The sequence below is a fragment of the Streptomyces dangxiongensis genome, from assembly GCF_003675325.1.
GTDB classification, from domain to species: Bacteria; Actinomycetota; Actinomycetes; order Streptomycetales; family Streptomycetaceae; genus Streptomyces; species Streptomyces dangxiongensis.
Genome location: NZ_CP033073.1, coordinates 6,261,192 through 6,284,373, shown reverse-complemented (window position 1 = coordinate 6,284,373; position 23,182 = coordinate 6,261,192). Strand labels below are relative to the sequence as shown.

General features: G+C 73.1%; 19 protein-coding genes and 2 pseudogenes. 6 read left to right on the top strand and 15 right to left on the bottom strand.

Annotated features, from left to right (window positions below; translation table 11 throughout):
- The gene (locus tag D9753_RS28380; RefSeq protein ID WP_121789592.1) at positions 1–228 is read left to right on the top strand and encodes a hypothetical protein; all 228 of its coding nucleotides are present in this window, start codon (positions 1–3) and stop codon (positions 226–228) included.
- A 38-nt stretch (positions 229–266) separates the two neighbouring features.
- Here the strand turns inward: D9753_RS28380 and D9753_RS28375 are convergent, their stop codons facing one another.
- Genes D9753_RS28375 through D9753_RS28365 form a run of 3 tightly spaced genes read right to left on the bottom strand, consistent with a single transcriptional unit; the run spans position 267 to position 3,319 of the window.
- Positions 267–860 (bottom strand): TetR/AcrR family transcriptional regulator, encoded by a 594-nt coding sequence (locus D9753_RS28375; RefSeq protein WP_121789591.1) that lies wholly within the window; start codon positions 858–860, stop codon positions 267–269.
- 27 nt (positions 861–887) lie between these two features.
- A complete protein-coding gene (locus D9753_RS28370; RefSeq protein ID WP_121791333.1) occupies positions 888–2,549 on the bottom strand; it encodes a class I adenylate-forming enzyme family protein in 1,662 nt (553 codons plus the stop codon).
- Positions 2,546–3,319: an SDR family oxidoreductase gene (locus D9753_RS28365; RefSeq protein ID WP_121789590.1), complete on the bottom strand. Its 774-nt coding sequence runs from the start codon at positions 3,317–3,319 to the stop codon at positions 2,546–2,548. Before D9753_RS28365 ends, D9753_RS28370 begins: the two co-directional genes overlap by 4 nt.
- Before the next feature lie 164 nt (positions 3,320–3,483).
- Here D9753_RS28365 and D9753_RS28360 point away from each other — a divergent pair, with 164 nt between their 5' ends.
- Positions 3,484–4,806 (top strand): exo-beta-N-acetylmuramidase NamZ family protein, encoded by a 1,323-nt coding sequence (locus tag D9753_RS28360; protein ID WP_121789589.1) that lies wholly within the window; start codon positions 3,484–3,486, stop codon positions 4,804–4,806.
- An 82-nt stretch (positions 4,807–4,888) separates the two neighbouring features.
- Complete coding sequence (locus tag D9753_RS28355; RefSeq protein ID WP_205614284.1) at positions 4,889–6,181, top strand: serine-threonine protein kinase; 1,293 nt, start codon at positions 4,889–4,891, stop codon at positions 6,179–6,181.
- 18 nt (positions 6,182–6,199) lie between these two features.
- Here D9753_RS28355 and D9753_RS28350 read toward each other — a convergent pair whose 3' ends face one another.
- Entirely contained in the window at positions 6,200–8,989 is a 2,790-nt protein-coding gene (locus D9753_RS28350; RefSeq protein WP_121789587.1) for a penicillin acylase family protein, read from the bottom strand.
- A 208-nt stretch (positions 8,990–9,197) separates the two neighbouring features.
- On the opposite strand from D9753_RS28350, the gene D9753_RS28340 reads away from it, so the two are divergent.
- Positions 9,198–9,800 carry a hypothetical protein gene (locus D9753_RS28340; RefSeq protein WP_121789585.1) on the top strand — a complete coding sequence of 201 codons (603 nt, stop codon included), beginning with the start codon at positions 9,198–9,200 and terminating at the stop codon, positions 9,798–9,800.
- 435 nt (positions 9,801–10,235) lie between these two features.
- Here D9753_RS28340 and soxR read toward each other — a convergent pair whose 3' ends face one another.
- Positions 10,236–10,694 (bottom strand): redox-sensitive transcriptional activator SoxR, encoded by a 459-nt coding sequence (gene soxR / locus D9753_RS28335; RefSeq protein WP_121789584.1) that lies wholly within the window; start codon positions 10,692–10,694, stop codon positions 10,236–10,238.
- A 105-nt stretch (positions 10,695–10,799) separates the two neighbouring features.
- Here soxR and D9753_RS28330 point away from each other — a divergent pair, with 105 nt between their 5' ends.
- The gene (locus tag D9753_RS28330) at positions 10,800–11,261 is read left to right on the top strand and encodes a MaoC family dehydratase (RefSeq protein WP_121789583.1); all 462 of its coding nucleotides are present in this window, start codon (positions 10,800–10,802) and stop codon (positions 11,259–11,261) included.
- 13 nt (positions 11,262–11,274) lie between these two features.
- Here the strand turns inward: D9753_RS28330 and D9753_RS28325 are convergent, their stop codons facing one another.
- From D9753_RS28325 to D9753_RS28315, 3 genes are all read right to left on the bottom strand, one after another.
- The gene (locus tag D9753_RS28325; protein ID WP_121789582.1) at positions 11,275–11,898 is read right to left on the bottom strand and encodes a TetR/AcrR family transcriptional regulator; all 624 of its coding nucleotides are present in this window, start codon (positions 11,896–11,898) and stop codon (positions 11,275–11,277) included.
- Positions 11,899–11,999: 101 nt separating this feature from the next.
- Positions 12,000–12,287 carry a YiaA/YiaB family inner membrane protein gene (locus tag D9753_RS28320; protein WP_121789581.1) on the bottom strand — a complete coding sequence of 96 codons (288 nt, stop codon included), beginning with the start codon at positions 12,285–12,287 and terminating at the stop codon, positions 12,000–12,002.
- Between the two features lie 60 nt (positions 12,288–12,347).
- Positions 12,348–13,499: an acyl-CoA dehydrogenase family protein gene (locus D9753_RS28315; protein ID WP_121791332.1), complete on the bottom strand. Its 1,152-nt coding sequence runs from the start codon at positions 13,497–13,499 to the stop codon at positions 12,348–12,350.
- Positions 13,500–13,589: 90 nt separating this feature from the next.
- Here D9753_RS28315 and D9753_RS28310 point away from each other — a divergent pair, with 90 nt between their 5' ends.
- A complete protein-coding gene (locus D9753_RS28310) occupies positions 13,590–14,234 on the top strand; it encodes a TetR/AcrR family transcriptional regulator (RefSeq protein WP_121789580.1) in 645 nt (214 codons plus the stop codon).
- A gap of 52 nt (positions 14,235–14,286) precedes the next feature.
- Here the strand turns inward: D9753_RS28310 and D9753_RS28305 are convergent, their stop codons facing one another.
- From D9753_RS28305 to D9753_RS28275, 7 genes and pseudogenes are all read right to left on the bottom strand, one after another.
- The gene (locus D9753_RS28305; RefSeq protein WP_121789579.1) at positions 14,287–15,369 is read right to left on the bottom strand and encodes a Zn-dependent alcohol dehydrogenase; all 1,083 of its coding nucleotides are present in this window, start codon (positions 15,367–15,369) and stop codon (positions 14,287–14,289) included.
- Positions 15,370–15,384: 15 nt separating this feature from the next.
- Positions 15,385–16,773 carry an aldehyde dehydrogenase family protein gene (locus D9753_RS28300; protein WP_121789578.1) on the bottom strand — a complete coding sequence of 463 codons (1,389 nt, stop codon included), beginning with the start codon at positions 16,771–16,773 and terminating at the stop codon, positions 15,385–15,387.
- 214 nt (positions 16,774–16,987) lie between these two features.
- Entirely contained in the window at positions 16,988–17,704 is a 717-nt protein-coding gene (locus D9753_RS28295) for a class F sortase (RefSeq protein WP_121789577.1), read from the bottom strand.
- Positions 17,691–18,353: a hypothetical protein gene (locus D9753_RS28290; RefSeq protein WP_121789576.1), complete on the bottom strand. Its 663-nt coding sequence runs from the start codon at positions 18,351–18,353 to the stop codon at positions 17,691–17,693. Before D9753_RS28290 ends, D9753_RS28295 begins: the two co-directional genes overlap by 14 nt.
- 265 nt (positions 18,354–18,618) lie before the next feature.
- A pseudogene (locus D9753_RS28285) lies at positions 18,619–19,248 on the bottom strand (MFS transporter); the annotation flags it as partial.
- Positions 19,249–19,271: 23 nt separating this feature from the next.
- On the bottom strand, positions 19,272–20,735 hold the full coding sequence (locus D9753_RS28280) for a CitMHS family transporter (RefSeq protein WP_121789575.1): 1,464 nt from the start codon (positions 20,733–20,735) through the stop codon (positions 19,272–19,274).
- 124 nt (positions 20,736–20,859) lie between these two features.
- Positions 20,860–23,093 (bottom strand): annotated as a pseudogene (locus D9753_RS28275) (molybdopterin oxidoreductase family protein).
- Between the last annotated feature and the right edge of the window lie 89 nt (positions 23,094–23,182).

The following is a 23,182-nucleotide window of genomic DNA, read 5'->3' as shown; positions in this document are numbered from 1 at the left end:
GTGCCCCCGGCCGGCCGGCCGTCGCCCGAGCGGGACCGGCCGCGGCCGGAGCGGGCCGGGCCGCTGCTGACGCAGCGCGCCGCCATGGTGTTCCTGCTGGCCGCGCTGGCCGGCATCGGGGCCACCGTCCTGGCGGCGCTGGCCGGCGACGTGTGGCCCGTGGCGGTGAGCGTGGGCAGCGGCACGGCCGCCACGGCCGTCCTGTTCTTCCGGGAGATCATCGACTAGGCGGCGGGGCCGTCCTGAGGCCTTCCGAACGAGTGGCCTCAGGGGCGCAGTGCGCGCAGCAGGAGGTCGGCGAGGTGGTCGGCGACCTCCTGGGGGGTGAGGGGGCCGCCCGGGCGGTACCACGTCGACAGGTGGTGGACGGAGCCGAAGTGGTAGTCCACCACCAGGTCGGCCGGGGTCGCGGTGGAGAAGACCCCCGCCTTCTGGCCCTCCTCGACGAGCGCGCGGAACCGCTCGTGGTAGCGCCGGCGCTCGGCGCGGACCTGCTTGTTCTTCTCCGGGCTCAGGTGGTGCATGGAGCGGAAGAAGATCATCGCGTCGTCGAGGTTGTCGATCGTGGTGACGACCACGTCGGCGGCCGCGTCCCTGAGCCGCGTCTCCACGGGCGCGTCCAGGCCCGCGAAGTGGTCCAGCCGCTCCTGCTGGAGGCGCAGCACGCGTGCGTACACCTCGTGCAGCAGGTCGTCCTTGGAGCCGAAGTAGTGGTACAGCGCGCCCTTGGTGACGCCGGCCGCCTCCACGATCTCCTGCACGGAGGTGCGGTCGTAACCGCGCTCGGCGAAGAGCCGGGTGGCGGCGGCCAGCAGCCGCTGCGGGACGGGCGTACCGTCTCCGTCCGTCGTCCTGGGCACTGCCGCCACCTGCCTTCCGGTCTGCTGCTAGTCGTCGGTGCGGGAACGCAGTTCCCGACGGAGGATCTTCCCACTCGCCGTCTTGGGCAGTTCGGGCAGGATCTCCACCTGCCGCGGATACTTGTAGGCGGCCAGTCTCTCCTTGCAGTACCCCGCGAGTTCGTCCGGGTCCGCCTCGGCTCCCGGACGCAGGCTGATATAGGCCTTGACGGTCTCGCCACGGTACCCGTCGGGGACGCCGACGACGGCCGCCTCGCGCACCGCCGGATGGGTGTACAGCACGTCCTCGACCTCGCGCGGCCACACCTTGAAGCCCGAGGCGTTGATCATGTCCTTCTTGCGGTCGACGACGTAGAGCCAGCCCTGTTCGTCCATGAACCCGATGTCGCCGGTGCGCAGCTCGCCGCCGGGGAAGGTCTCGGCGGTGGCCTCGGGGCGCCGCCAGTACCCGGGGACCACCTGGGGGCCGCGCACGACGATCTCGCCCTGTTCGCCGAAGGGCACCTCCTCGCCCTGCTCGTCCAGGATGCGCACCACCGTGTCCGCGCCGGGCAGGCCGACGGACAGCGTCCCGGAGACCGGGTCCACGGGTGCCTCCAGGCCGGGCGGGACGGAGGCACAGGGGGCGGTGCACTCGGTGAGGCCGTAGCCGACGCGGATGTACGGCCCGAAGCGCTCGCGGAACCGTTCCACCAGGGCCGGCGGCACCGGGGCGCCGCCGGAGGAGATGTTGGTGAAGGAGGCGAAGTGCTCGCGGGTGACGTCGGGGTGGGCGGCGAGCGCCATGTAGGCGGTGGAGGGGCCGACCGTGTAGTGCGGGCGGTGCTCGGCGAAGGCCTCCAGGACGACGCCGGGCTCGAAACGGTAGGTGAGGACCAGGGTGCCCGCACTGTTCAGGCAGGCGCCGAACTGGCAGACCATGCCGGTGATGTGGAACAGCGGTGCGAGGGCGTGGTAGACGGGCGGCTGGGGCAGGTCGAGCCCGGTGGCCTGCCGCTCGGCGTTGTGCATGATGTTGGCGTGCGTGTTGGTGGCGCCCTTGGGTGCGCCGCTGGTGCCCGAGGTGTAGCTGATCAACGCGATGTCGTCCGGGTGCGGCGCGCGGTCCGCGGGGGCGGGGCCGCCCTGCCGGGCCACGGTGACCAGGTCGTCGGCGTCCGCGGCCGGGGGCAGCCGCTCGAAGGACAGGACGCGCGGGTCGTCGCGCGTCTGGAAGTCCCGCTCGCACGCGGTGAGGACGATCCGCACCGGCGAGCCGGCGGCCGTCCGGCGCAGGTACGACTCCCAGGCCCGGTCGGAGCAGATCAGCGCGGTCACCTCACCGTCCCGCAGGACGTGCCCCACCTCGCCCGCCTTGTACATGGGGTTGACGGGGACGACGGTCGCGCCCGCCTTCCAGGCGCCGAGGACCGCGAGCACGAAGTGCGGGGAGTTCTGGAGGAGGACGGCCACCCGGTCGCCGCGGGCCAGGCCGCGGGCGGCGAGGTGGGCGGCGACACCGTCGCTCAGCTCGTCGGCCTCGCGGTAGCTCAGGCGGGCGTCGAAGTAGGCGAGGAAGGCGCGGTCCGGGGCCGCGGCCACGGCCTCGCGCAGCGCGTGCACGAGCGAGTCGGCGGGGGTGACCGGGGCGCGCTGGGCCTCGTCGAGCAGCGCGAGCCAGGGGCGGGCGGCGTAGCGGGAGAGGGTCACCGGCCGGCCTCCCACTTCTGCTGGATGTGGTTCATGGTCGCGAGCCAGCGGTCGGGGTCCTCGGCCCGCGCCTGGTAGAAGCCGGCGACCTCGGGGTGCGGCAGGATCAGGAAGCGGTCCTCCTCGATGCCCCGGAACAGCGCCTCGGCCACGTCCTGCGGTTCGATCGCGGTGGGCCGGAGCACCAGGTCGCCCGCGCTGCCGGTGGCGGACAGCATGTCGGTGCGGACGCCCTGCGGGCAGATGGCGTGCACCTTGATCCCCCGGTGGCGGTACGTCAGCGACAGCCACTCGGCGAAGGCGTGGGCGCCGTGCTTGGTCACACTGTAGGAGGGCGCGCCGATCATCGTCAGCAGGCCGGCGGCGGAGACGGTGGACACGAACCGGCCGCCGCCCCGCTCCAGCCAGTCCGGCAGCAGGGCGTGGGCCGCGCGGACGTGGGCCATCAGGTTGACGTCCCAGGACGTCGCCCAGGAGTACTCGTCCAGGGTGCCGCCGAGGTCGCCGTCCTCGAAGGCGACCCCGGCGTTGGCGCAGTAGACGTCGACCGTGCCGCCGAGCGCGTCCCGGGCCGGGCCGACGACCGTGGAGGCGTCGCCGGGCACGGCGATCCCGCCGATCTCCTCGGCCACGGCCTCGGCCTTACCGGCGTCCAGGTCGTTGACCACGACCCGGGCGCCCTCGGCGGCGAACCGCCGGGCCAGCGCGGCCCCGATCCCACCGCCCGCTCCGGTGACGATCACTCCGGCATCCTGCACGGCTTCCACCATCGGTCTCCTTCGACACGACCTTCGCGCGGCGCGCGGCTCCTGCGGACAGACTAACCAGTCGGTATGTGTCAGGGAAAGGGTGGCTGCGCCACTCTCGAACCACGCGGGGAACCGCGAGCGACCACGGACCCGCCGGTACCTTCCATCCCCACGGAGGCCAGCCCATGCACCTGTCCCGACGGAACCTGCTCGGATCGGCCGCGGTGGCGGCCGTTCCCGCCGCACCCCGGCACGACGACCCCGCGACCGTCCGGCCCCGCCCCGGCGGACCCGCGGCCGTCTCCGGCAGGTCCGGGCCCGGCGAACGCGCGACCGCCCCCGGCGGGTCCCGGCGCGGCGAGCCCGTGCGCACCGGCTTCGAGAGACTCGCGGCCGACGGGTACGCCCTGCTGGAGGGCCGGCGCGTCGGCGTCGTCACCAACCCCACCGGCATCACCCGGGACGCCGATCACATCGTCGACGTCCTGCACGCCGACCCCCGTGTCGCGCTGACCGCGGTCTTCGGCCCGGAACACGGCTTCAGGGGCACCGCGCAGGCGGGCGGTTCCGAGGGGCGCCACGACGACCCCGCGACCGGCCTCCCGGTCTACGACACCTACCTCAGGAGCGGCCGGGCGCTCGCCGACGTCTTCACCGCCTCCGGCGTCGACACGGTCGTCTTCGACATCCAGGACGTCGGCGCGCGGTTCTACACGTACGTCTGGACCCTGTACGACTGCATGGAGGCGGCCCAGCTCGCCGGCCTGCGCCTCGTCGTCCTGGACCGCCCGAACCCGGTGACCGGCCGCGAGGCCCTGGGGCCGGTCCTGCACCGGGAGTTCGCCACCTTCGTCGGCCGGCAGCCGGTCGCGCAGGCCCACGGGATGACCGTCGCGGAGCTGGCCCGCCTGTTCAACGGGGAGTTCCTCGCCACGCCCGTCGGCCTGGAGACCGTCCGCATGTCGGGCTGGCGGCGCGAGGCGTTCTACGACGACTGCGGCCTGCCCTGGGTGCCGCCGAGCCCGAACATGCCGACCCCGGACACGGCGTTGGTGTACTCCGGCACCTGCATGTTCGAGGGCACCAACCTCTCCGAGGGCCGCGGCACGACCCGGCCGTTCGAACTCCTCGGCGCCGAGGGCGTCGACGGGCGCTGGGCCGCCGCCGTGAACGGGCTCGGGCTGCCGGGCGTGCGGTTCCGGGAGGCGTACTTCACGCCCACGTTCTCCAAGTTCCAGGGCAGGACGGTCGGCGGGGTGCAGATCCATGTGACCGACCGGGCCGCCTACGACCCCGTACGCACCGGGATCGCGCTGCTCGTGACCGCCCGGCAGGTCTGGGACGGCTTCGCCTGGCGGTCCGACGACTGGATCGACAAACTGACCGGTTCCGCCCGGGTGCGCACGATGATCGACGCGGGCGCCGGCACCGACGAGGTGACGGGCGCCTGGCAGGACGAACTGGCCGCGTTCCGGCGGACCCGGCGGAAATATCTCCTCTACAAGTGAGCCGCGCCGTATGGCCAACCCCTCGTCCCCGCAGGACGATACGGGCGCAGCACACCGTGCTCGGGGGACGAGGGAGCCTGGCATGACGGATCCTGGGACGAACGTGACTCCCTACTGGGAGCTGACCTTCGACGCGGACGGGGACGGCGACGCCTTGGAACGCGACCGGCTGCTGGCGCAGGTCACCGAGCACGGCGTACGTGACCTGGTCGTCTTCTCGCACGGCTGGAACAACGACCGTTCGGGCGCGACCGCGCTGTACCGCCGCTTCCTCGCCCCGTTCCCACGGCTCGCGCCGAAGGCCCGGCTCGGGTACGCCGGCGTGATCTGGCCGTCGATGCGGTTCAGCGACGAGCCGGTCCCGGACTTCCCGGGATCCGTGGCGGCCGTGGCGGCGGCACCGCGCCGGGGACTGGACGAGGGCACCCGGCGCGCGCTGTCGGAGACGTTCCCGGGCCGGGCGGCGGTGGTGGACCGGCTGGCCGGGATGCTCGACGAACGGCCGGGCGGCGCCGGGGGGCTGACGGAGTTCGGCCGGCTGGCGCGGTCGCTGGCGGACGGGGAGCCGGCGTGCGCCGCCGACACGGACGAGGCCGGTGAACCGGCCGTGTCCGGCGGCGATCCGGTGGCCGCGTGCGAGCAGTTCGCCGAGGCGCTGGACGCGCTGGACGCGGCGGGAGGCACCGCGCGGTTCAGCCTGCCGAACCCGTGGGACGGCGCGAAGGAACTGCTGCGGCAGCTCACGTACCACCAGATGAAGGGGCGGGCCGGGACGGTCGGCGAGCGGGGGCTGGGGCCGCTGCTCGGGCGGCTGGCCGCGGTGGCGCCCGGGGTGCGGGTGCATCTGGTCGGGCACAGCTTCGGCGGCCGGCTGGTGGCGTTCGCGCTGCGCGGGCTGCCCGAGGGGGTGGACACGGTCAAGTCCGTGACCCTGCTCCAAGGTGCCTTCTCGCACTACGCGTTCACGGCCCGGTTGCCGCACGCCCCGGACCGGGCGGGGGCGCTCAGGGACCGGCAGCGGCGCGTCGACGGTCCCCTGGTCTGCTGCTACTCGCACTTCGACGCGGCTCTCGGCACGTTCTACCCGCTGGCCTCCCGGCTGGCCGGGGACGACCGTTCCTGCGTGGGCAGCGAGATCGCGGCCGTACTGGGCCCGCGGTGGGGCGCCCTCGGCCACGACGGGGTGCAGGGGGTGCCGGGCACCGCCCGGCTGGACCTGGCGGCGGCCCTGAGCGGTGCGCTGCCCGCGTCGGGGTGCGTGAACGTCGACGCGGCGTCCGTGGTGCGGCGCGGGGGCGCGCCGACCGGGGCGCACAGCGACATCGTGCACCCCGAACTGGCCCGGCTGGTGATGGCGGCGGGCCGCATCGGCTGACCCGCCGCCCGTGTCATCTCAGCGGTGCGAGGTGTACTCCACGACCTGCTGGAACGTCGGCCGGTTCTGCCAACTGATCCTGCCGTGCTTGATACCGCCCAGGGTGCGCTGGGTGATCGAGTCGGCGCACCACTGGTCCCCGGCCGAGCACTGGTCGTCGCCCGGGTAGACCTGCGCGGCGGTCAGGCCGGCCGCCTGCTTCAACGTGCCGAGCAGGGTGTCCCGGCACGCGCCGAGGCTGCCGCCGCCGCAGTACGTGTGCGCCAGGCCGCCCCGCACGGACTCGCCGAGCACCGCGCGGATGTCCTTGTCGACATAGCTCCACCATCCGTACTGGAAGGAGCTTCCGGCGTGCGAGCCGGTCGGACCGTGACCGGCGGACGGCGCCTCGTCGACCGGCAGGCTGCCGGTGATCGCGGTGTACAGGTCGGGGCCGAGTCCCGGCTCGAACTCCGCCTTCACCAGCAGCGGCCACCAGGCGTCCAGGACGCGGATCGCGTCGGCGTCGGCGTACGTCTTCGAACCGGCCGACGTCTCGGTGCGCTTGGCGCCCGCGGCCACCCAGGCCTTGAGCTTGCCCACCGCCGCGGCGGCCGTGGGGTCGGTCACCGGCGCGGAGTCGACCACCTTCAGCAGCTCGGGCAGCACGTCCTCGGCGCGCAGGTCGGCGAGGCCCGCGTCGGCCATGGCCTGCACCAGTTTCGTACGGGTCACCCCGCCGGCCGCGACGAGCTTCTTGACGCGGTCGTCCAGCAGGTCGCCGCGGTGCACGGAGCCGTCACCCCAGGACGCGGTCGTGTACTCCTCGGCCTGCTTGTTGTTCCAGGAGATGTAGTAGTCCTGGTCCATGGAGTTGGGGTGCGCGGAGGCCGGGGTGTAGTCGGCCGTGTTGGTGGCCGGGTCCCAGTTCCGCCACTCGTACGCCGGCCGGCCCCAGACGGGGAACTCCGCGTCGACGCCGTCCGCCCGGACCGGGTTGTCACCGCTGTTGTAGTAGGCGGTGTGCCGTGAGTCGGCGTAGAACCAGTTGAAGGTGAAGTTGATGTGCTGCGCGGCGCTCTGGAAGTCCTGGGGCCCCTTGACGTAGTCGGGGTCGTTGAGCATCTGGAAACCGATGATCGAGTCGGCCTCGTGCAGGTAGGAGGAGCGCAGGGTGGTGTAGGCGACCTTCTTGCCGCCGACGGCCGCCCGGTACGCCACCGGACCGTACTTCGTGCGCCACGCGCGCATGGTGTACGACCCCGCGGCCGTGCCGTCGGCCACCGTCGGCGACCAGGCGTTCTTCTGCTCGACCTTGTCCATGGCGGTGCAGGTGCCGTGGTACAGGTAGTGGTAGTCGTCCTGGCACAGCTCGACGGCGTAGGTGTCGATGATGTCCTGGCCGGACGTGGTGGCGCTCCAGGAGTAGTCCTGGCCGCGGCCGAGTTCCACGTACATGCTCAGCCCCGCGAAGGACGCGCCGCGGGCGCTGATGCCCGGCCCCTGGATCTCCTGGAGCATGAGCAACTGCGGGGCGAAGTAGCCGGTCTGCGGGCCGAAGACGGCGATCGGGTGGCCGCCGGCGGTGTGCTCGCCGCTCACCACGAGGGCGTTGGACATGCCCCGCCGGGCCGAGCCGAGCGTCGCCCCGGCGGCCGTGGCGGACATCTTCCGGGCGCTCGCCGTGGCCGCGCTGCCCGTGCGGTCGTACACGAGCGGTTCCTGGGTCACCGAGCCGGTGTCGGGCAGGGCCTGGCCCTGGGCGTCGGCGGGCTTGGCGGCGTACGGGAAGCTGCGGCCGTCGTGGACGGTGAGGGCGGCCTCGGGGTCGTTGCGCTCGCGGAAGGACTCCCAGACCCGGGTGCCCTGCTCGACGCCGTATCTGGCCTGGGCGGCGAGCAGGGACCGGGCGTTGTTCACCTCGCCGCCCCCGCCGGAGCCGAACAGCGAGCCGATGACGGAGGCGAGGGCCACCATGTCGGTGACCTTGAAGTGGTCGATCGTGCCGGCGTTGGTGATCGAGTCCTTGTGACCGGTAAGGACGTACTCGCCGGGGAAGTAACGGCCGCTGTCGGAGGCGTCTATGTAGGCGTTGATCCCGGCGAGGTAGGCGTTGACGTCGTCGAGGGCCTGCCGGCCGCGGGCGCCGTTCTTCGCCACCGCGTTGTCGATCTGCGCCTGGAGGTCGGCCTCGGTGTAGGGCGCGTCGCGGTAGAACTGCTGCTCCAGGCCCTGGTTGGCGGCGGCGCCACCCGCGAAAGAGGTCAGCCGGCCGCGGCCCACGTGCCGGAAGACGTCCATCAGCCACAGCCGGTCCTCGCCCGCCGCGTAACCGGCGCCGAACTCGGTGCCGTACCGGGTGGTGCCGGTGATGTGCGGCACGCCGGACTTCTTGTCGCGCACGATCGTCACGTCGCCGCGGCCGGCCGGCTTCTCGGTGGAGGCGACCTGGCCGGACGGGACGCCGAACGAGGCGTCGTTGAAGAAGGTGTTGATCGTGGCGTCGGTCAGTCCCTTGTAGCCGGTGGCCAGGCCGGCGTAGGGGCCGAGCTGGTCCTCGGCGTGCGACGGCTGGGTGCCGAAGGCCTGGTTGAGCAGGATCTGGGCGAGGGTCGCGTTGCCGTTCTCGCCGGGCGGCACGATGTCCGAACACTGGCCGCCGCAGTAGTCGTTCGGGGCGGTCGCGTCGACCGCCGCCGCCGCTGTGCGAGTGAAGGGAGCGAGGAGACCGGCGACGAGGACGCATACGGACGCGGTCTTCAGGAACCCGGGAAGACGTCGGGACGTTCTCAGTCTGTCAGGGGCAGTACGTGGACTTCGCCGTGGCATGGCGGCTCCTAGCGACAGGTGGTGGCCGAACGTTACCGGCGGTATCCCCACGTTCAAAGGTGAACATGCGTCACTTTCGGGAGTCCGCAAGGAGAACCGGAGAAGAGATGGAGCCGAATCGCCTGTCGATACGTCTATTCGGCGACGTCCGTGCGACGACGCCGAAGTGACCGAAGTGCAGGTGCAGGTGTGACGGAGGTGCAGGACGATGGCAGGTTTCCGGAGTCTGGCGAGACAAGTACGCGATCCGCGCTGTGACCTGGCGCTGCGGCGGTACTCACTGCGCAAGTGCCTCGAGAAGTTCGCCCCTTACGGGCATCGAGCGACCTGGGACCATCTGTGCTCCCGGGCGGGCTTCGGCCCGGAGGACCGCTCCCCCGATCCGGCGCGGCTCGTGGCCGCGCTGGAGGAGCTGGAGGACGCCCGTGACGTCTGGCTCGCCTACGAGACCGACTTCACGGAGCGGCGCAGGAAGGAGAAGCACGACGGGTTGCGCCGGCCGGGCAGTGTCGACGACTGGCACCGGCTGACCTGGGGCGGCTTCGGGGTCGCCTGGTGCGACGACCCGCGGGTCCACCCCGGCGAGTCGCTGGCGGTGGTGCTGCGCCGGCTGATCGCCGCGCTGGAGCGGGCACCGGGCTCGTCGTGCCCGGTGTGCGACGGGGAACGCCTGGTCTGGAGGTACGGCCTGGACCACGAGCCGTCCTCCGGCCCGGTCTGCGCGGACTGCGGCATCCTCGTGCCGCGGCCCGTACTCACGTCGCGGGCCCTGGAGTACGCCAGGCGGGAGCGCCTGCTCATGTCGGCCTGAGCGGTGGCGGGATCACCGGGCGCGGCCCGAGCGGCGGGCCGGCACCCGGTGCGGGGGTGCGCAGGGGATGCCGCACCTCTTCTCTTCCGCGAGACGGCGCGACCGCTGTCGGCGGCGTCCGGCACCATCGTGACCGAGCCGGGCACGGCACACGGCCGCCCGGTGCTGCTGCACGGCGAGTAGGGCGGCACCTGGCCGGTGCTCCGGCTGACCGGCGGCTGGGGCCTGGCCGCCCGCTTCGGCCTGGAGGACCCCCTGTTCCTGCCGGACGGCCGACAGGCGGACTCCGACGCCCGGTTGGTCGCGGCGGCGCTGTCCCGGCAGGGGCGCGCCCGGCGCTCGCCTTCGGCCGGGGCGCGGGTGCACCCGGCGCTTGCCCTGGGCAGGGCGCGGAGTTCGGGGCGTACGGCGAGGTCGCGCTCGGGCGGGGCGTGGTCAGCGGCCCTCGGGAAGCAGCCGGGAGCCCGTCAGGCGGTCGCCGAAGACGTCGTCCGGGTTGGACAGGACGCAGTTCTCCAGGGACAGGCACCCACACCCGATGCAGTCGGCCAGATGGTCCCGCAGGCGGTTCAGCTGCTGGATCCGCTCCTCCAGTTCCGAGCGCCACCCCTCCGACAGGCGTGCCCAGTCCTCCCTGGTCGGCGTCCGCTCCTGCGGCAGCCCGGACAGGACCTCACGGATCGTGGCCAGGGGGATGCCGACCCGCTGGGCCGCGCGGACGAACGCGACCCGGCGCAGGGTGTCGCGGCTGTACCGGCGCTGGTTGCCCGGGGTGCGCCTGCTGGAGATCAGGCCCTTGGCCTCGTAGAAGTGCAGTGCGGACACCGCGGCGCCGCTGCGCGCGGACAACTGGCCGACGGTCAGCTCGTGGATCTTCTCCGGAATCTGGGGCACTCCGCAGAGATTACCCACCCGGCCGGCCGGGCCGTCCGTTGACATCGCCCTTCCACCCGACCATGCTAAGCAGTTGCTTAGAGACGCGAGCGAGAGGCCGGGAACATGGCAGAACCGAGGACCTTCACCTCCCCCGACGAGCTGAAGGCGGCCGTGGGCGAGCAACTGGGCCACACCGACTGGCTGGAGGTCGACCAGAAGCGGATCGACCTGTTCGCCGAGGCGACCGGCGACCACCAGTGGATCCACGTGGATCCGGAGAAGGCCGCGGGCGGGCCGTTCGGGACCACGATCGCCCACGGCTACCTCACCCTGTCGCTGCTGCCGCTGTTCGGGCCGCAGCTCATCAGGGTCGAGGGCGTGAAGATGGGCGTGAACTACGGGACGAACAAGGTCCGCTTCCCCGCCCCGGTGCCCGTCGGCTCCCGGCTGCGCGCCACCGGGACGATCACCGGCGTGGAGGACGTCACCGGCGGGGTGCAGGTGACGGTCGCCTTCACGGTGGAGCGCGAGGGCGGCGACAAGCCGGTGTGCGTCGCGGAGTCGGTGTCCCGGTACTACCTCTGAGCCCGGAGGGGGGCTACCTCGCCCCCACCATGCGCAGCACGAGGTCGGCGTAGAGCGCGCCGACCTCCTCGGGGGTGCGCGGGCCGTTCACGGTGAACCACCGGGCCACGTCGATGCACAGCGACAGCACGGCGAGGGTGGTGCCCTTCACGTCCAGCACGTCGAACTCGCCCGAGGCCACGCCGTCCTCGATGATCCCGCGCACCTCGGCGTCCACCTGGCGGCGCAGCGCGACGATCTCGGCGCGGGCGTCGGGGCCGAGGGCGTCGAGTTCGTACTGCACGACCCGCGCGGTGGTCCGCCGGCCCGCGTGCCAGCGGACGAAGGAGCTGACCGCGTCCGCCAGCCGCTCGGACGCGCCGCCCTCGCGGCCGGCCGCCGTGCGCAGGATGTCGAGGGCCTTGTCGTGGCCGATCCGGCTGATCCGGTGGAGCAGCTCTTCCTTGGTCTTGTAGTGGATGTAGAGCGCGGCCGGGCTCATGCCGGCGCGGCTCGCGATGTCACGGGTCGTCGTCGCGTGGTAGCCCCGCTCGGCGAAGGCCTCCACGGCGGCGACGAGCAGCCGCCGGGCCGCGTCCGGGGTGACCTCTTCCCACGGCTCCACTTCGCCGCCGGTCGTCTCCTCCGCCGTACTCATCGCTGGTTCGCCCCTCTCGTGACAGGAGCACCACCATACCGCCGACGGTGAGCGGGCGCTTAGCATGGCCGCCCGGCCGGGTCACCGGGGCCGTCGAGGTGTCACGGCCTGTCGAAGGGGTCGTGTTCGGCGAGCAGCTTCTCCAGGCGGGCCTGGTCGACGCGGCTGACGATGTACCCGGCCTCCTGGCGGTCCCGGACGACCTTGGCGAGGGTGAAGGCGGAGGTGACGAGGTAGAGAACGGCGATCGCGAGGAAGCCGCGGACCCAGGCGCCGGCGTCCAGCCGGTAGACGCCGATGGCGGTGGCCGCCAGGGCGACGGCGAACGAGGCGACGGCCTGACCGTGGAAGGCGGCCGTGCTGTGCTGCTTGACCGGTGTGTCACTCATGGGACACAGCATCGGCGGACGCGGCCCGCGCCACATCCGCCGGGATACTCAGGGACGTACTCAGAACGCCGAGACGCCGGTCAGGGCACGCCCGATGAGCAGCTTCTGGATCTGGCTGGTGCCCTCGTAGAGGGTCATCACGCGGGCGTCGCGCAGCAGTTTGCCGGCCGGGTACTCGTCTGTGTAGCCGTAGCCGCCGAACACCTGGAGGGCGTTGTTCGCGGCGCGGACGGCCGCCTCGGAGGCGAACAGCTTGGCCTTGGAGGACTCGACGGCGAACGGTTCGCCGCGGTCGATCAGGTCGGCGACCCGCCAGGTCAGCAGCCGGGCCGCGTCCACGTCGACGGCGATGTCGCTGATCAGCTCCTGCACGAGCTGGTGGCGGGCGATCGGCTTGCCGAACTGCTCGCGCTCACCGGCGTACCGCACGGCCGCGTCCAGTGCGGCCTGGGCGATGCCGACGCAGCCCGCGGCCACCGACATCCGGCCCTTGGCGAGGGCGGACATGGCGACGGAGAAGCCCCTGCCCTCCTCGCCGAGCAGGGCGGAGGCGGGGACGCGCACGTCCTGAAGGACGAGTTCGGCGGTGGCCTGGCCGCGCAGGCCGAGCTTGCCGTGGATGGCGCGGCGGGTCAGGCCGGGGGTGTCGGCGGGCACGAGGAAGGCGGAGACGCCCTTGTGGCCGGGGGCGTCGGTGGAGCGGGCGAAGAGCAGGACGACGTCGGCCCAGGTGCCGTTGGTGATGAACATCTTGGTGCCGTTGATGACGTAGTCACCGCCGTCGCGGACGGCCCGGGTGGTGAGGCTGCCCGCGTCGGATCCGGTGCCCGGCTCGGTCAGGCCGAAGCAGCCGACGTACGCGCCGGAGGTGAGGCCGGGCAGCCAGCGCCGCTTGTGCTCCTCGCTCCCCCAGGCGGCGATCGTCTTGGCGACGAGCCCGAGGGAGACGGACACGATCCCGCGGACCGAGGAGTCACCGCGGCCCAGCTCCTCCGTGACCAGGCAGTACGCCAGGTGGTCGCCGCCCGAGCCGCCGTACTCCTCGTCGACGGTCAGGCCGAGGAAGCCCAGCTCGCCGAGCTTCTTCACGATGCCCCGGTCGACCTCCTCGGCCCGGTCCCAGGCGACGACGTGCGGGGCGATCTCGCGCTCCACGAAGTCCCGGGCGAGCTGCCGTACGGCCGTCTGCTCCTCGCCGAGTCCCAGGTTCACCACGAGATCACCCCACACCAGATGGTTCTTGAAATCCGTACATTTAAATTAGCACTGCTAGTTTCTGATCGCAGCCCTACTATGTGCGCCATGGCCCGACCGCGCAAGCCCCTCCTCAGCACCGACCGGATCGTCGAGACGGCCCGAGACCTCGTGGACCGGGAGGGCCTGGCGGCCGTCTCCACGCGCCGGCTCGCCGCCGAGCTGGGGGTGAGCGGGCCCTCGCTGTACAACCACTTCCGCACCAAGGACGAGATCCTGGAGGCGGTCGCGGACTCGGTGAGCGGGCTGGTGGATCTGTCGATGTTCGAGGACGGCCGGGAGTGGCGGACCGCGCTGCACGACTGGGCCGTCTCCTACCGGTCCGCCCTGCGCGACCACCCGAACATCGTCCCGGTCCTCGCCCGGGGCCCCGGCCGCCGCCCCGCCGCGCTGCGCCTGGCCGACGCGGTCTACGGCGCGATGGTCGACGCGGGCTGGCCGCCCGCGCAGGCGACCTCCATCGGCGCGCTGATGCGGTACTTCATCATGGGCTCGGCGCTCGGTTCGTTCGCCGGCGGCTTCGTGGACGACGCCAGCGCCTACGACCCCGCCGACTACCCCCACCTCGGCCAGGCCCACCTCCTGGCCGATCAGCAGGAGAAGATCGACGAGCGGGCGTTCGAGACGGGGCTCACCGCGCTGCTGGACGGGCTCGCGCAGCAGTACCGGCAGCAGGTGCGGGAGGGCGCGTAGGAGGTGGCCCCCGCCCCGGGTGGCCACGTCCCTCAGGGGCCCTCAGGGTCCCTCAGAACACCACCAGCGCCCGGCCCCCCTTGCCCGCCAGCATGTTGTCGAAGGCCGCCGGGATGCCCTCCAGGGTGATCCGCTCGGTCACCAGCCGGGAGAGGTCCAGGCGGCCCTCGCGTACGTGCGCGGCGAGGACGGGGAGGTCGCGGGCCGGATCGCTGTTGCCGTAGACGCAGCCGGACAGGGTGCGGCCCCAGCGGAAGAGTTCCAGAGCGTTGAAGGTGACCTGCTCGTCCTTGCCGCCGATGCCGACGACCGTCGTACGGCCGCCCCGGCGGGTGGACTCCCAGGCCGCCCGGATGGAGACCGCGCGGCCCGCGCACTCCACGGAGACGTCGACGCCCTGCTTGCCGGTGAGTGCGTGGATCTCGCGCGCGGTGGTGCCGGAGGCGAGGACGTAGTCCGTGGCGCCGGCCGCGCGGGCCAGCTCCTCCTTGCCGGGGGAAACGTCGACCGCGACGATGCGGGAGGCACCCGCGATGCGGGCCGACTGGAGGGTGGCGAGGCCGACCCCGCCGACGCCGAACACGGCGACCGTCTCACCGGGCCGGACCTTCGCCGAGTGGTGGACGGCGCCGTACCCGGTGAGCACGGCGCACCCGAGGAGGGCGGCGTCCACCAACGGCACCCCCTCGGGCAGCGGCAGCACGCAGGACGCGGCGACCACCGTCTCCTCGGCGAACGCCGCGACGTTGAGGCCGGGGTGGAGGTCGGTGCCGTCGGCGGTGCGGGCGTGGACGTCCGCGGCGCCGTTCAGGGCGTTGGCGCACAGCCATACCTCGCCGAGCGTGCAGGCGTGGCAGGTGCCGCAGGACGGCGCCCAGTTGAGGACCACGGACGCGCCGGGCGCGACGTGGGTGACGCCCTCGCCGACGGCGACGACCGTGCCGGCGCCCTCGTGGCCGAGGACGGCCGGGACCGGCACCCGCACGGTGCCGTTCGCCAGCGACAGGTCGGAGTGGCAGACGCCGGCGGCGGCGACGCGGACGCGGACCTGTCCGGGGCCCGGGTCGGGCAGCTCGATACCGGTGATCTCCAGCGGTGCGCCGATGGCGGGCAGGACGGCGGCTCGTACGGCCATGGGTCTCGGACTCCCTTAGAACTGGAGGGATTTGGTCTGGAGGTACTCCGCGAGTCCGTGCGTGCCGAGTTCCCGCCCGACTCCGGACTGCTTGTAGCCCCCGAAGGGCGCGAGCGGGTTGAACCGGCCGCCGTTGATGTCGACCTGGCCGGTGTCCATGCGGCGGGCGAAGGCCACCGCCTCGGCCTCGTCGGCGGCCCAGACGGCACCCGCGAGGCCGTACACCGTGCCGTTGGCGATGCGCAGGGCGTCGTCCTCGTCATCGTAGCCCAGGACCGACAGGACCGGGCCGAAGATCTCCTCCTGGGCGATGGCCATCTCCGGCGTGACGTCGGCGAAGACGGTCGGGCTGACGAAGTAGCCCTTCTCCCGCGGCGCTTCGGGGCCGCCGGCGACCAGGCGGGCACCCTCGGCGATGCCCTTCTCGATGTAGCCGCGCACCCGCGCCCGCTGGCCGGCGCTGACCACCGGGCCGATGCGGTCGCCGTACTTGGCGGCGGCGGCAGCGGCCAGCTCGACGGCCTCCGCGTACCGGTCGCGGTGGACCAGCATCCGGGTCCAGGCGCTGCACGTCTGGCCGGAGTTGGACATCACGTTGGCCACGCCGACGTTGACGGCCTTGGCGAGGTCGGCGCTCGGCAGGATGACGTTGGCGGACTTGCCGCCCAGTTCGAGGGCGACCTTCTTCACGGCCGCGCCGGCCACCGCGCCGATCCGCCGGCCGACCGCCGTGGAGCCGGTGAAGGAGACCAGGTCGACGCCCGGGTGCTCGGCGAGCGCCTGTCCGGCGACCGGTCCGAAGCCGGTGACCAGGTTGAACACGCCCGCGGGCACGCCCGCCTCGTCGACCGCCTCGGCGAACAACTGGGCGGTGAGCGGGGTGTCCTCGGCAGGCTTGAGGACGACCGTGCAGCCCGCGGCGAGCGCGGGGGCGACCTTGGCGACGATCTGGTGGAGAGGGTAGTTCCAGGGGGTGATCGCGCCGACCACGCCGACCGGTTCGTGCAGGACGGTGGAGTTGCCGACGCGCTCCTCGAAGGGATGGGAGGCGGCCAGCTCGGCGTAGGAGGCGGCGACCGCGATCGGCACACCGGCGTGCACGGCCTGGGAGAACTGCGGGGGTGAGCCCAGTTCGGCGGTGACCGTCGCGGCGATCTCGTCCTTGCGGGCCACGAGGGCGTCCCGGAGGGCGGCCAGGCGTGCGGCCCGCTCGGCCGGGGGCGTGGCCGCCCAGGCGGGCAGGGCGGCGCGCGCGGCCCGGACGGCGGTGTCGACGTCCAGGGCCCCGCCCGCCGGGACCCGGCCGATGACCTGCTCGTCGGCGGGGTTCACGACCTCGATCACGTCCCCGCTGTCCGCGGGGCGCCAGGCGCCGTCGATGTACAGGGCGTCGTGTGCCTTCATGCTGCTTCCTCCCGGCGGGTCCGCGTCGTCCGGCACACAAACTAGCGGTGATAGTTTTCCAGCGCCAGACATTCCCGGTCCGCAGACGTCAGGGGCCGTCACCGCGAGGGCCGTCACCGCGAGGGCCGTCACGGCCGAGGACGCCGGCGCGAAGGACGTCACCGGAATGGACCGGCCGGTAGGGTCGGAGAACCCGTAGCGGCCGGTCCGCCGGTCACTTCGTCGCGGTCAGGTGGGCGAAGACCACCACGTTGCTGGTGTAGCCGGTGCGCCGGCTGAAGAGGCCGCCGCAGGTGAGGATCCGCAGCTCCGGACGCCCGGAGGGCCCGTAGACCTCCGTGTCGGGGAAGCCGTTCTTGTCGAAGACCCGCACGCGGTCCACGGTGTAGACGGCGGTGCGGCCGTCCGCCCGCCGCACCTCGACGGGCTTGCCGGGCCGGACCAGGGCGAGCCCCGAGAACACGGCGGGTCCAATCCTGGTGTCGCGGTGGCCGACGGCGACCGCGGTGCCGGACTCACCCGGCGTGGGGCCGCCCTGGTACCAGCCGACCAGCTTGGGCCGGTCGACGGGCGGCGTCTCCAGCCGCCGGTTCGCGTCCAGCCGGAGCGGGGTGACCGGGGCGTCGATCCCCAGGGAGGGCACCCGGAAGGATGTCGGCCGGGAGCGGGGCAGCGGACGCGGCGGGGGCCCCGCGGTGACGGAGGGCTCGGGGTCGTCCGGCCCGGGGCCCCGTCCGTCGGCCCGGGTGGAGCCCGCGCCGGCGGCCGCCACGGCGTCCGGGCCGCCCGGCCGGCCGGGCAGGCCCGGGCCGCCGTCCCGCCCGCACCGGTTGCCGACCGTCACCAGGACGACCACGAGCGCGGCCGTCCTGGCCAGGCGGTAGGCGCGGGTGCGGTACCAGGGCCTGCGTCGGCGCCTACGCGGCACCATGGGGCCGCCGGCGGACCACCCGGACGTACACGACACCGCTGACGGCGATCAGGCCCACGACGGCCGCGGCGGCCACCGGGGAGTACGCGGCGGCCGTGTCGATGAGTCCGCCGCCGCCCGCGTGCACACCGCCCTTGGGGCCGCCCTGGTCGCTCTTGCCCCACGCACCGTCATTGTGCTGGTCGTCGGCGATCTGACCGTTCGGGCCCCCGTGCCCCTCCTCCTGGTGCTCGTCCTTGCACCGCACCCGGAAGACCTTCTCCTTGGGGGCGCCCGCCACCACCCAGGTGAGCCTGTACTGACCGTCGGCCAGACCGAGCGGGTCGGTATGACCGGCGCCCCCGGCGAGCGGGATGGTGCCGGCGACGGTGGCCGAGGTCGGCAGCGGGGGCTGCGGTGTGATGGTGTAGGCGATGGTGGGCAGCACGTCGAAGTTGACGGCGTCGAGGTAGAACCTGCACACCACCGGATCGTCCTTCGAGACCCCGAAGGGCACGCCCACGCGGTGGATCCTGATGTCGCCGTTCTCCCCCTGGGCCACCGCCGCCGGCGCCGCCACCCACGACGCGCCGGATGCCGCGAGAGCGGAGAGAATGACGGTGGCGCCCGCGCGCGAGCCGAGGCTTCGTGGGAGTTTCAGGGTGGGCATGGATGTTCCTCCGAGTCAGACGATTTTCATACAAATCGCTCTTTCGCCTGGACTCTGCGCCATCCACACCGCGCGAGCCGGGACCGACGCCCGACGCGCCGTCAGAAGTCGCTCGTGCGGCGCAGTCCCGGACGCTCCGACCGGACCTCGTTCACCCGTCCGGGCGACCCCTCCCGCACTCCGCACGCTCCCTCCGGCCGGCCCGGCGAGCGCAGTGCCACGCCCGACGACAGCAGCAGCAACGCCCCCAGCATCAGCACGCCCCGGCGCGCAGGATGCCGGTGACCGGCACGCGTGCGCCCCGCCCCGGGCCGGAGGTGACGGCCGTACGGTCCTCCACGCGCCACAGCGACGTGAACGCGACGGCCGCGCCCGCGCCCGCCGTGACGAGGGCGAGCGCACTGCCGCGCGCCATGTCGGGGCCGCCGACGAGGGCGCCCGCGGCCACGGGCCCGACGAGCTGGCCGAGGGAGGCGCCGACGGTGAAGTGGCCGAAGTCGCGGTCCTGTTCGTACGGCGCGGACCGGCGGGCCACCAGCGACTGGGCGCCGATCACGAAGCAGAGGTGGCCGAGGCCCATCACCCCGCTCCACACGGCCATCGCCCACAGCGAGCCGGCGAGTCCGCTGAGCGCGCAGCCGCCGGCGATGAGGGCCACGCCCGACGGGAGCAGGGGCGCGCAGCGGCCGTGGTCGGTGCGGCGGCCGAGCGGTACGGCCGCGAACAGCGGCAGCAGGGCGTAGACGCCCGCGATGACACCGACCGCCCGCTCGTCGGCGCCCAATGCCAGGGCCCGGTAGGAGACGGCGGGCCGGGCCATCGACACCGCCCCCTGCGCACAGCCGAAGGCGAGGACGAGGCGCGGCAGCCAGCCGCGGTTCCCACCGGACCCCATGGACACGACCTCCCCCGCCGCGGTCAGACGATGCCGAACACGATGCCGGCGCCGAGCACCACCAGGGAGGTGAGCGCGGCCCACTTGACCACGAACCGGGTGTGGTCGCCGAACTCGACCTTGGCCATGCCGACCAGGACGTACACGGCGGGGACGAGCGGGCTGGACATGTGCAGGGGCTGCCCGATGATCGAGGCGCGGGCGATCTCCAGCGAGGAGACGCCGTGCGCGTGGCCGGCCTCGGCGAGCACCGGCAGGACGCCGAAGTAGAAACCGTCGTTGGACATGAAGTACGTGAGCGGGATGCTCAGCACGCCGGTGACGGCGGCCATGTGCGGGCCCATGCCGGCGGGGATGTTGTCGACCAGCCATCCGGCCATGTGGTCGACCATGCCGGTGCCCTGGAGGACGCCTGTGAAGACGGCGGCGGCGAACACCATGCCGGAGACGTTGAGGACGTTCTCGGCGTGGGCGGCGACGCGGGCCTTCTGGTCCGGCATGTGCGGGAAGTTGACGGTCAGGGCGAGGGCCGCGCCGAGCAGGAACAGCACTGGGATCGGCAGCCATTCCATGATCATGGCGGTGAGCAGGACGACCGTGAGCAGCGCGTTGAACCAGTACAGCCGGGGGCGCAGGGTGGGGCGTTCCGGGTCCAGCCCCTGAAGGCCGTCGTCCTCGGGCTCGTCGGGAGCGGCGTCCGTACCCGGGCCCGGACCTCCGGTGCTCTCCGCGCCGGTGCCGGCAGCCGGACCCCCGGCGCCCTTCGCGCCGATGTCGGAGGCCGGACCCCCGCGGGTCTTCGCGCCGTTGGCGTTGCCCGCGCCGGCCAGGACCGTCTCGGTCCCCTCCACGAGGACCTCGTCCAGGGTGAGCACGCCGAGCCGCCTGCGCTCGCGGCGGCCGAGGACGAAGGCCAGGGCGAACACGAACGCCAGCCCCACGGCCAGCGCCGGGATCATCGGCACGAAGATGTCGCTCGCGTCGACCTTGAGCGCGGTGGCGGCCCGGGCGGTGGGGCCGCCCCAGGGCAGCGTGTTCATCACGCCGTTGGCCATGGCGGCGACGCCCGTCATCACGACCAGGGACATCTTCAGTCGCTTGTACAGCGGGTACATCGCCGACACGGTGATCATGAACGTGGTGGAGCCGTCGCCGTCCAGGGAGACGATCGCGGCGAGGACCGCGGTACCGACGACGATGCGCAGCGGGTCGGCCTTGCAGAACCTCAGAATGCCCCGTACGACCGGGTCGAAGAGGCCGACGTCGATCATCACACCGAAGTAGACGATCGCGAACATGAGCATCGCCGCGGTGGGGGCGAGGCTGGTGACGCCGTCGATGACGTAGTCGCCGAGCTTGGCGCCCTTGCCCACGCACACGCAGAACAGCGCGGGTACGAGCACGAGCGCCGCGATCGGCGACATCTTCTTCAGCATGATCAGGACCAGGAAGGTCGCGATCATGGCGAAGCCGAGGATGGTCAGCATGAATGGATACCTAACGTTCGCCCTTGAACATCCCACCTGGGGGCCGGCGGTGCGTTGACGTTAGGTCCGTTCACTCGGCGTTAACAAGTGGTTGACGTGCGAGCAATAAGCGCAGAAGTCCAGGTCACAGCAGTGCGACGACCTCGACGGGGATGCCGTTGAGCACCGCGTTGCCCGACAGCGGGTCGAGCAGGCTGCCGTCGAGCAACTGGTTGACGTTGACGCCGGGCACGGTGGAGGCGTGACCGAGCCGGGTGCCGGGGCGGTCGTGGCCCCAGCCGTGCGGCAGGCTCACCACCCCGGGCCGGACGCCGTCGGTGACCTCGGCGGGGGCCACCACCTCTCCCCCGGCGCCCTTGACGCGCACGCCTGCGCCGTCCCGGACGCCGAGCCGGGCGGCGTCCTCGGGGTGGATGTGCAGGGTGCAGCGGTTGCTGCCGCCGGTCAGGGCGGGCACGTTGTGCATCCAACTGTTGTTGGAGCGCAGGTGGCGGCGGCCGACGAGGACGAGTCCCGCGGGGCGTTCGCGCAGGGCCCTGCGCAGCCGGGGCAGGTCGCCGGCGATCGGCTCGGGCAGCAGCTCGATCCTGCCGCTGCGGGTCCTGAGCGGCTGGGGCAGGCGGGGGCGCAGCGGACCGAGGTCGATGCCGTGCGGGTGGGCGAGCAGCCGGGCCAGGCTCAGCCCGTCGGGCCGGGCGCCGAAGCCGTCGCCGTACGGGCCGAGGCGCAGCATCATGTCGAGCCGCCGTTCGGGGCCGTTGTCGCCGGTGAGCTGATCTGCGAGGGCGCGCGGGTCCCGGCCGTGCACCGGCGCGTACTCGTCCTCGACCGCCTTGGCGAGGGTCTGGTCGATGACCATCGCGTCGACGGCGGCCGGGTCCGTGCCGTGCATGCCGGAGACCGCAAGGACCAGGCGGGCCAGGATCTCGCTCTCGGCCATGCGGCCCGGGCTCCAGCGGGACGGCCGGGCGGGTGTAGCGGACCTGGTTGCGGACGGCGAGGGTGTTGAAGGCGAAGTCGTGGTGCGGGCTCTGGGCGGGCGGGGGCGGGGGCAGGACGACGTGGGCGTGGCGCGAGGTCTCGTTGAGGTACGGGTCGACGCTGACCATGAAGTCCAGGGAGGCCAGGGCCTTGTCGAGCCGGTCGCCGTCGGGCGCGGAGAGCACCGGATTGGCGGCGACGGCGATCAGCGCGCGGACCGGTTCGCCGGTGCCGGTCGTCGTGTCGATCTCCTCCGCGAGCGCCGACAGGGGCAGTTCGCCCTTGGCCTCCGGGTGCCGCCCGACCCGGGAGTGCCAGCGGCCCGAGGGCGAACCCGCGGCCGGGGCCCGCCGGGCGCGGCGTCCGGTCGGTGGCGGCCTGCGGGAAGAGGGCGCCGCCGGGGCGGTCCAGGTTGCCGGTGAGGATGTTGAGGACGTCGACCAGCCAGCTCGCCAGGGTGCCGTGCGGGACGGTGCAGCTACCGATGCGGGCGTAGACGGCGGCGGCCGGGGCGGCGGCCAGTTCGCGGGCCAGGGTGCGGACGACTCCGGCGTCCAGGTCGCAGGCGGGGGCCACGGCCTCGGGGGTGAAGTCGGCCAGCGCGTCCCGGAGTTCGTCCAGGCCCTGGACGTGCGGGGCCAGCTCCGCGAGGTCGGCCAGCTCCTCCGCGAACAGGGTGTGGGCCATCGCGGCGAGCAGCAGCGCGTCGGTGCCGGGGCGTATCGCCAGGTGCCGGTCGGCGAGTCGGGCGGTGCGGGTGCGGCGCGGGTCCACGACGGTGAGCCGGCCGCCGCGGGCCTTGAGCGCCTTGAGCCGGCCGGGGAAGTCGGGGGCGGTGCACAGACTGCCGTTGGACTCCAGGGGGTTGGCGCCGATCAGGAGCAGGTGCCCGGTGTGGTCGAGGTCGGGCACCGGGATGGCGTTGGGGTCGCCGAACAACAGCCCGCTGGAGACGTGCTTGGGCATCTGGTCGACCGTCGAGGCGGTGAACAGGCTGCGGGTGCGCAGCGTGGCGAGCAGCACCGGCGGGTAGAGGGCGCCGGCCATGGTGTGCACGTTGGGGTTGCCGAGGACCACGCCGACGGCGTCCGGGCCGTGGCGCTCCACGATCGGGCGCAGCCCGGCGGCGACCGCGTCGAAGGCCTCCTCCCAGGTGGCCTCGCGCAGGACGCCGTCCTTCCGGACGAGCGGGGTGCGCAGCCGGTCGGGGTCGCCGTCGACGGCGCCGAAGGAGGCTCCCTTGGGGCAGATGAACCCCTTGCTGAAGACGTCGTCCCGGTCGCCGCGGGCGCCGGTGACACGGGTGCCCTCGACGGTGAGGGTCAGCCCGCAGGTGGCCTCGCACAGGGGGCAGATTCGCAGGGCGGTGCGGGACACGGGTCCTCCGGAGGGTCGGCGGGGTCTCGCCCGGCCCGGACGGGGACGGGCGGGCTCGATCTGGAGCTGACGGGCACAGGCAGGCGCGG

Excerpts from the sequence above, each read along its gene's own strand:
- D9753_RS28310 (WP_121789580.1), top strand. The coding sequence starts at position 13,590 with ATGGCCCGACCGCGCAAGCCCCTCCTCAGCACCGACCGGATCGTCGAG.
- D9753_RS28320 (WP_121789581.1), bottom strand. The coding sequence starts at position 12,287 with ATGAGTGACACACCGGTCAAGCAGCACAGCACGGCCGCCTTCCACGGT.
- D9753_RS28330 (WP_121789583.1), top strand. The coding sequence starts at position 10,800 with ATGGCAGAACCGAGGACCTTCACCTCCCCCGACGAGCTGAAGGCGGCC.
- D9753_RS28360 (WP_121789589.1), top strand. The coding sequence starts at position 3,484 with ATGCACCTGTCCCGACGGAACCTGCTCGGATCGGCCGCGGTGGCGGCC.
- D9753_RS28300 (WP_121789578.1), bottom strand. The coding sequence starts at position 16,773 with ATGAAGGCACACGACGCCCTGTACATCGACGGCGCCTGGCGCCCCGCG.
- D9753_RS28295 (WP_121789577.1), bottom strand. The coding sequence starts at position 17,704 with ATGGTGCCGCGTAGGCGCCGACGCAGGCCCTGGTACCGCACCCGCGCC.
- D9753_RS28280 (WP_121789575.1), bottom strand. The coding sequence starts at position 20,735 with ATGCTGACCATCCTCGGCTTCGCCATGATCGCGACCTTCCTGGTCCTG.
- D9753_RS28305 (WP_121789579.1), bottom strand. The coding sequence starts at position 15,369 with ATGGCCGTACGAGCCGCCGTCCTGCCCGCCATCGGCGCACCGCTGGAG.
- D9753_RS28365 (WP_121789590.1), bottom strand. The coding sequence starts at position 3,319 with ATGGTGGAAGCCGTGCAGGATGCCGGAGTGATCGTCACCGGAGCGGGC.
- D9753_RS28340 (WP_121789585.1), top strand. The coding sequence starts at position 9,198 with ATGGCAGGTTTCCGGAGTCTGGCGAGACAAGTACGCGATCCGCGCTGT.
- D9753_RS28290 (WP_121789576.1), bottom strand. The coding sequence starts at position 18,353 with ATGCCCACCCTGAAACTCCCACGAAGCCTCGGCTCGCGCGCGGGCGCC.
- D9753_RS28325 (WP_121789582.1), bottom strand. The coding sequence starts at position 11,898 with ATGAGTACGGCGGAGGAGACGACCGGCGGCGAAGTGGAGCCGTGGGAA.
- D9753_RS28350 (WP_121789587.1), bottom strand. The coding sequence starts at position 8,989 with ATGCCACGGCGAAGTCCACGTACTGCCCCTGACAGACTGAGAACGTCC.
- D9753_RS28355 (WP_205614284.1), top strand. The coding sequence starts at position 4,889 with ATGACGGATCCTGGGACGAACGTGACTCCCTACTGGGAGCTGACCTTC.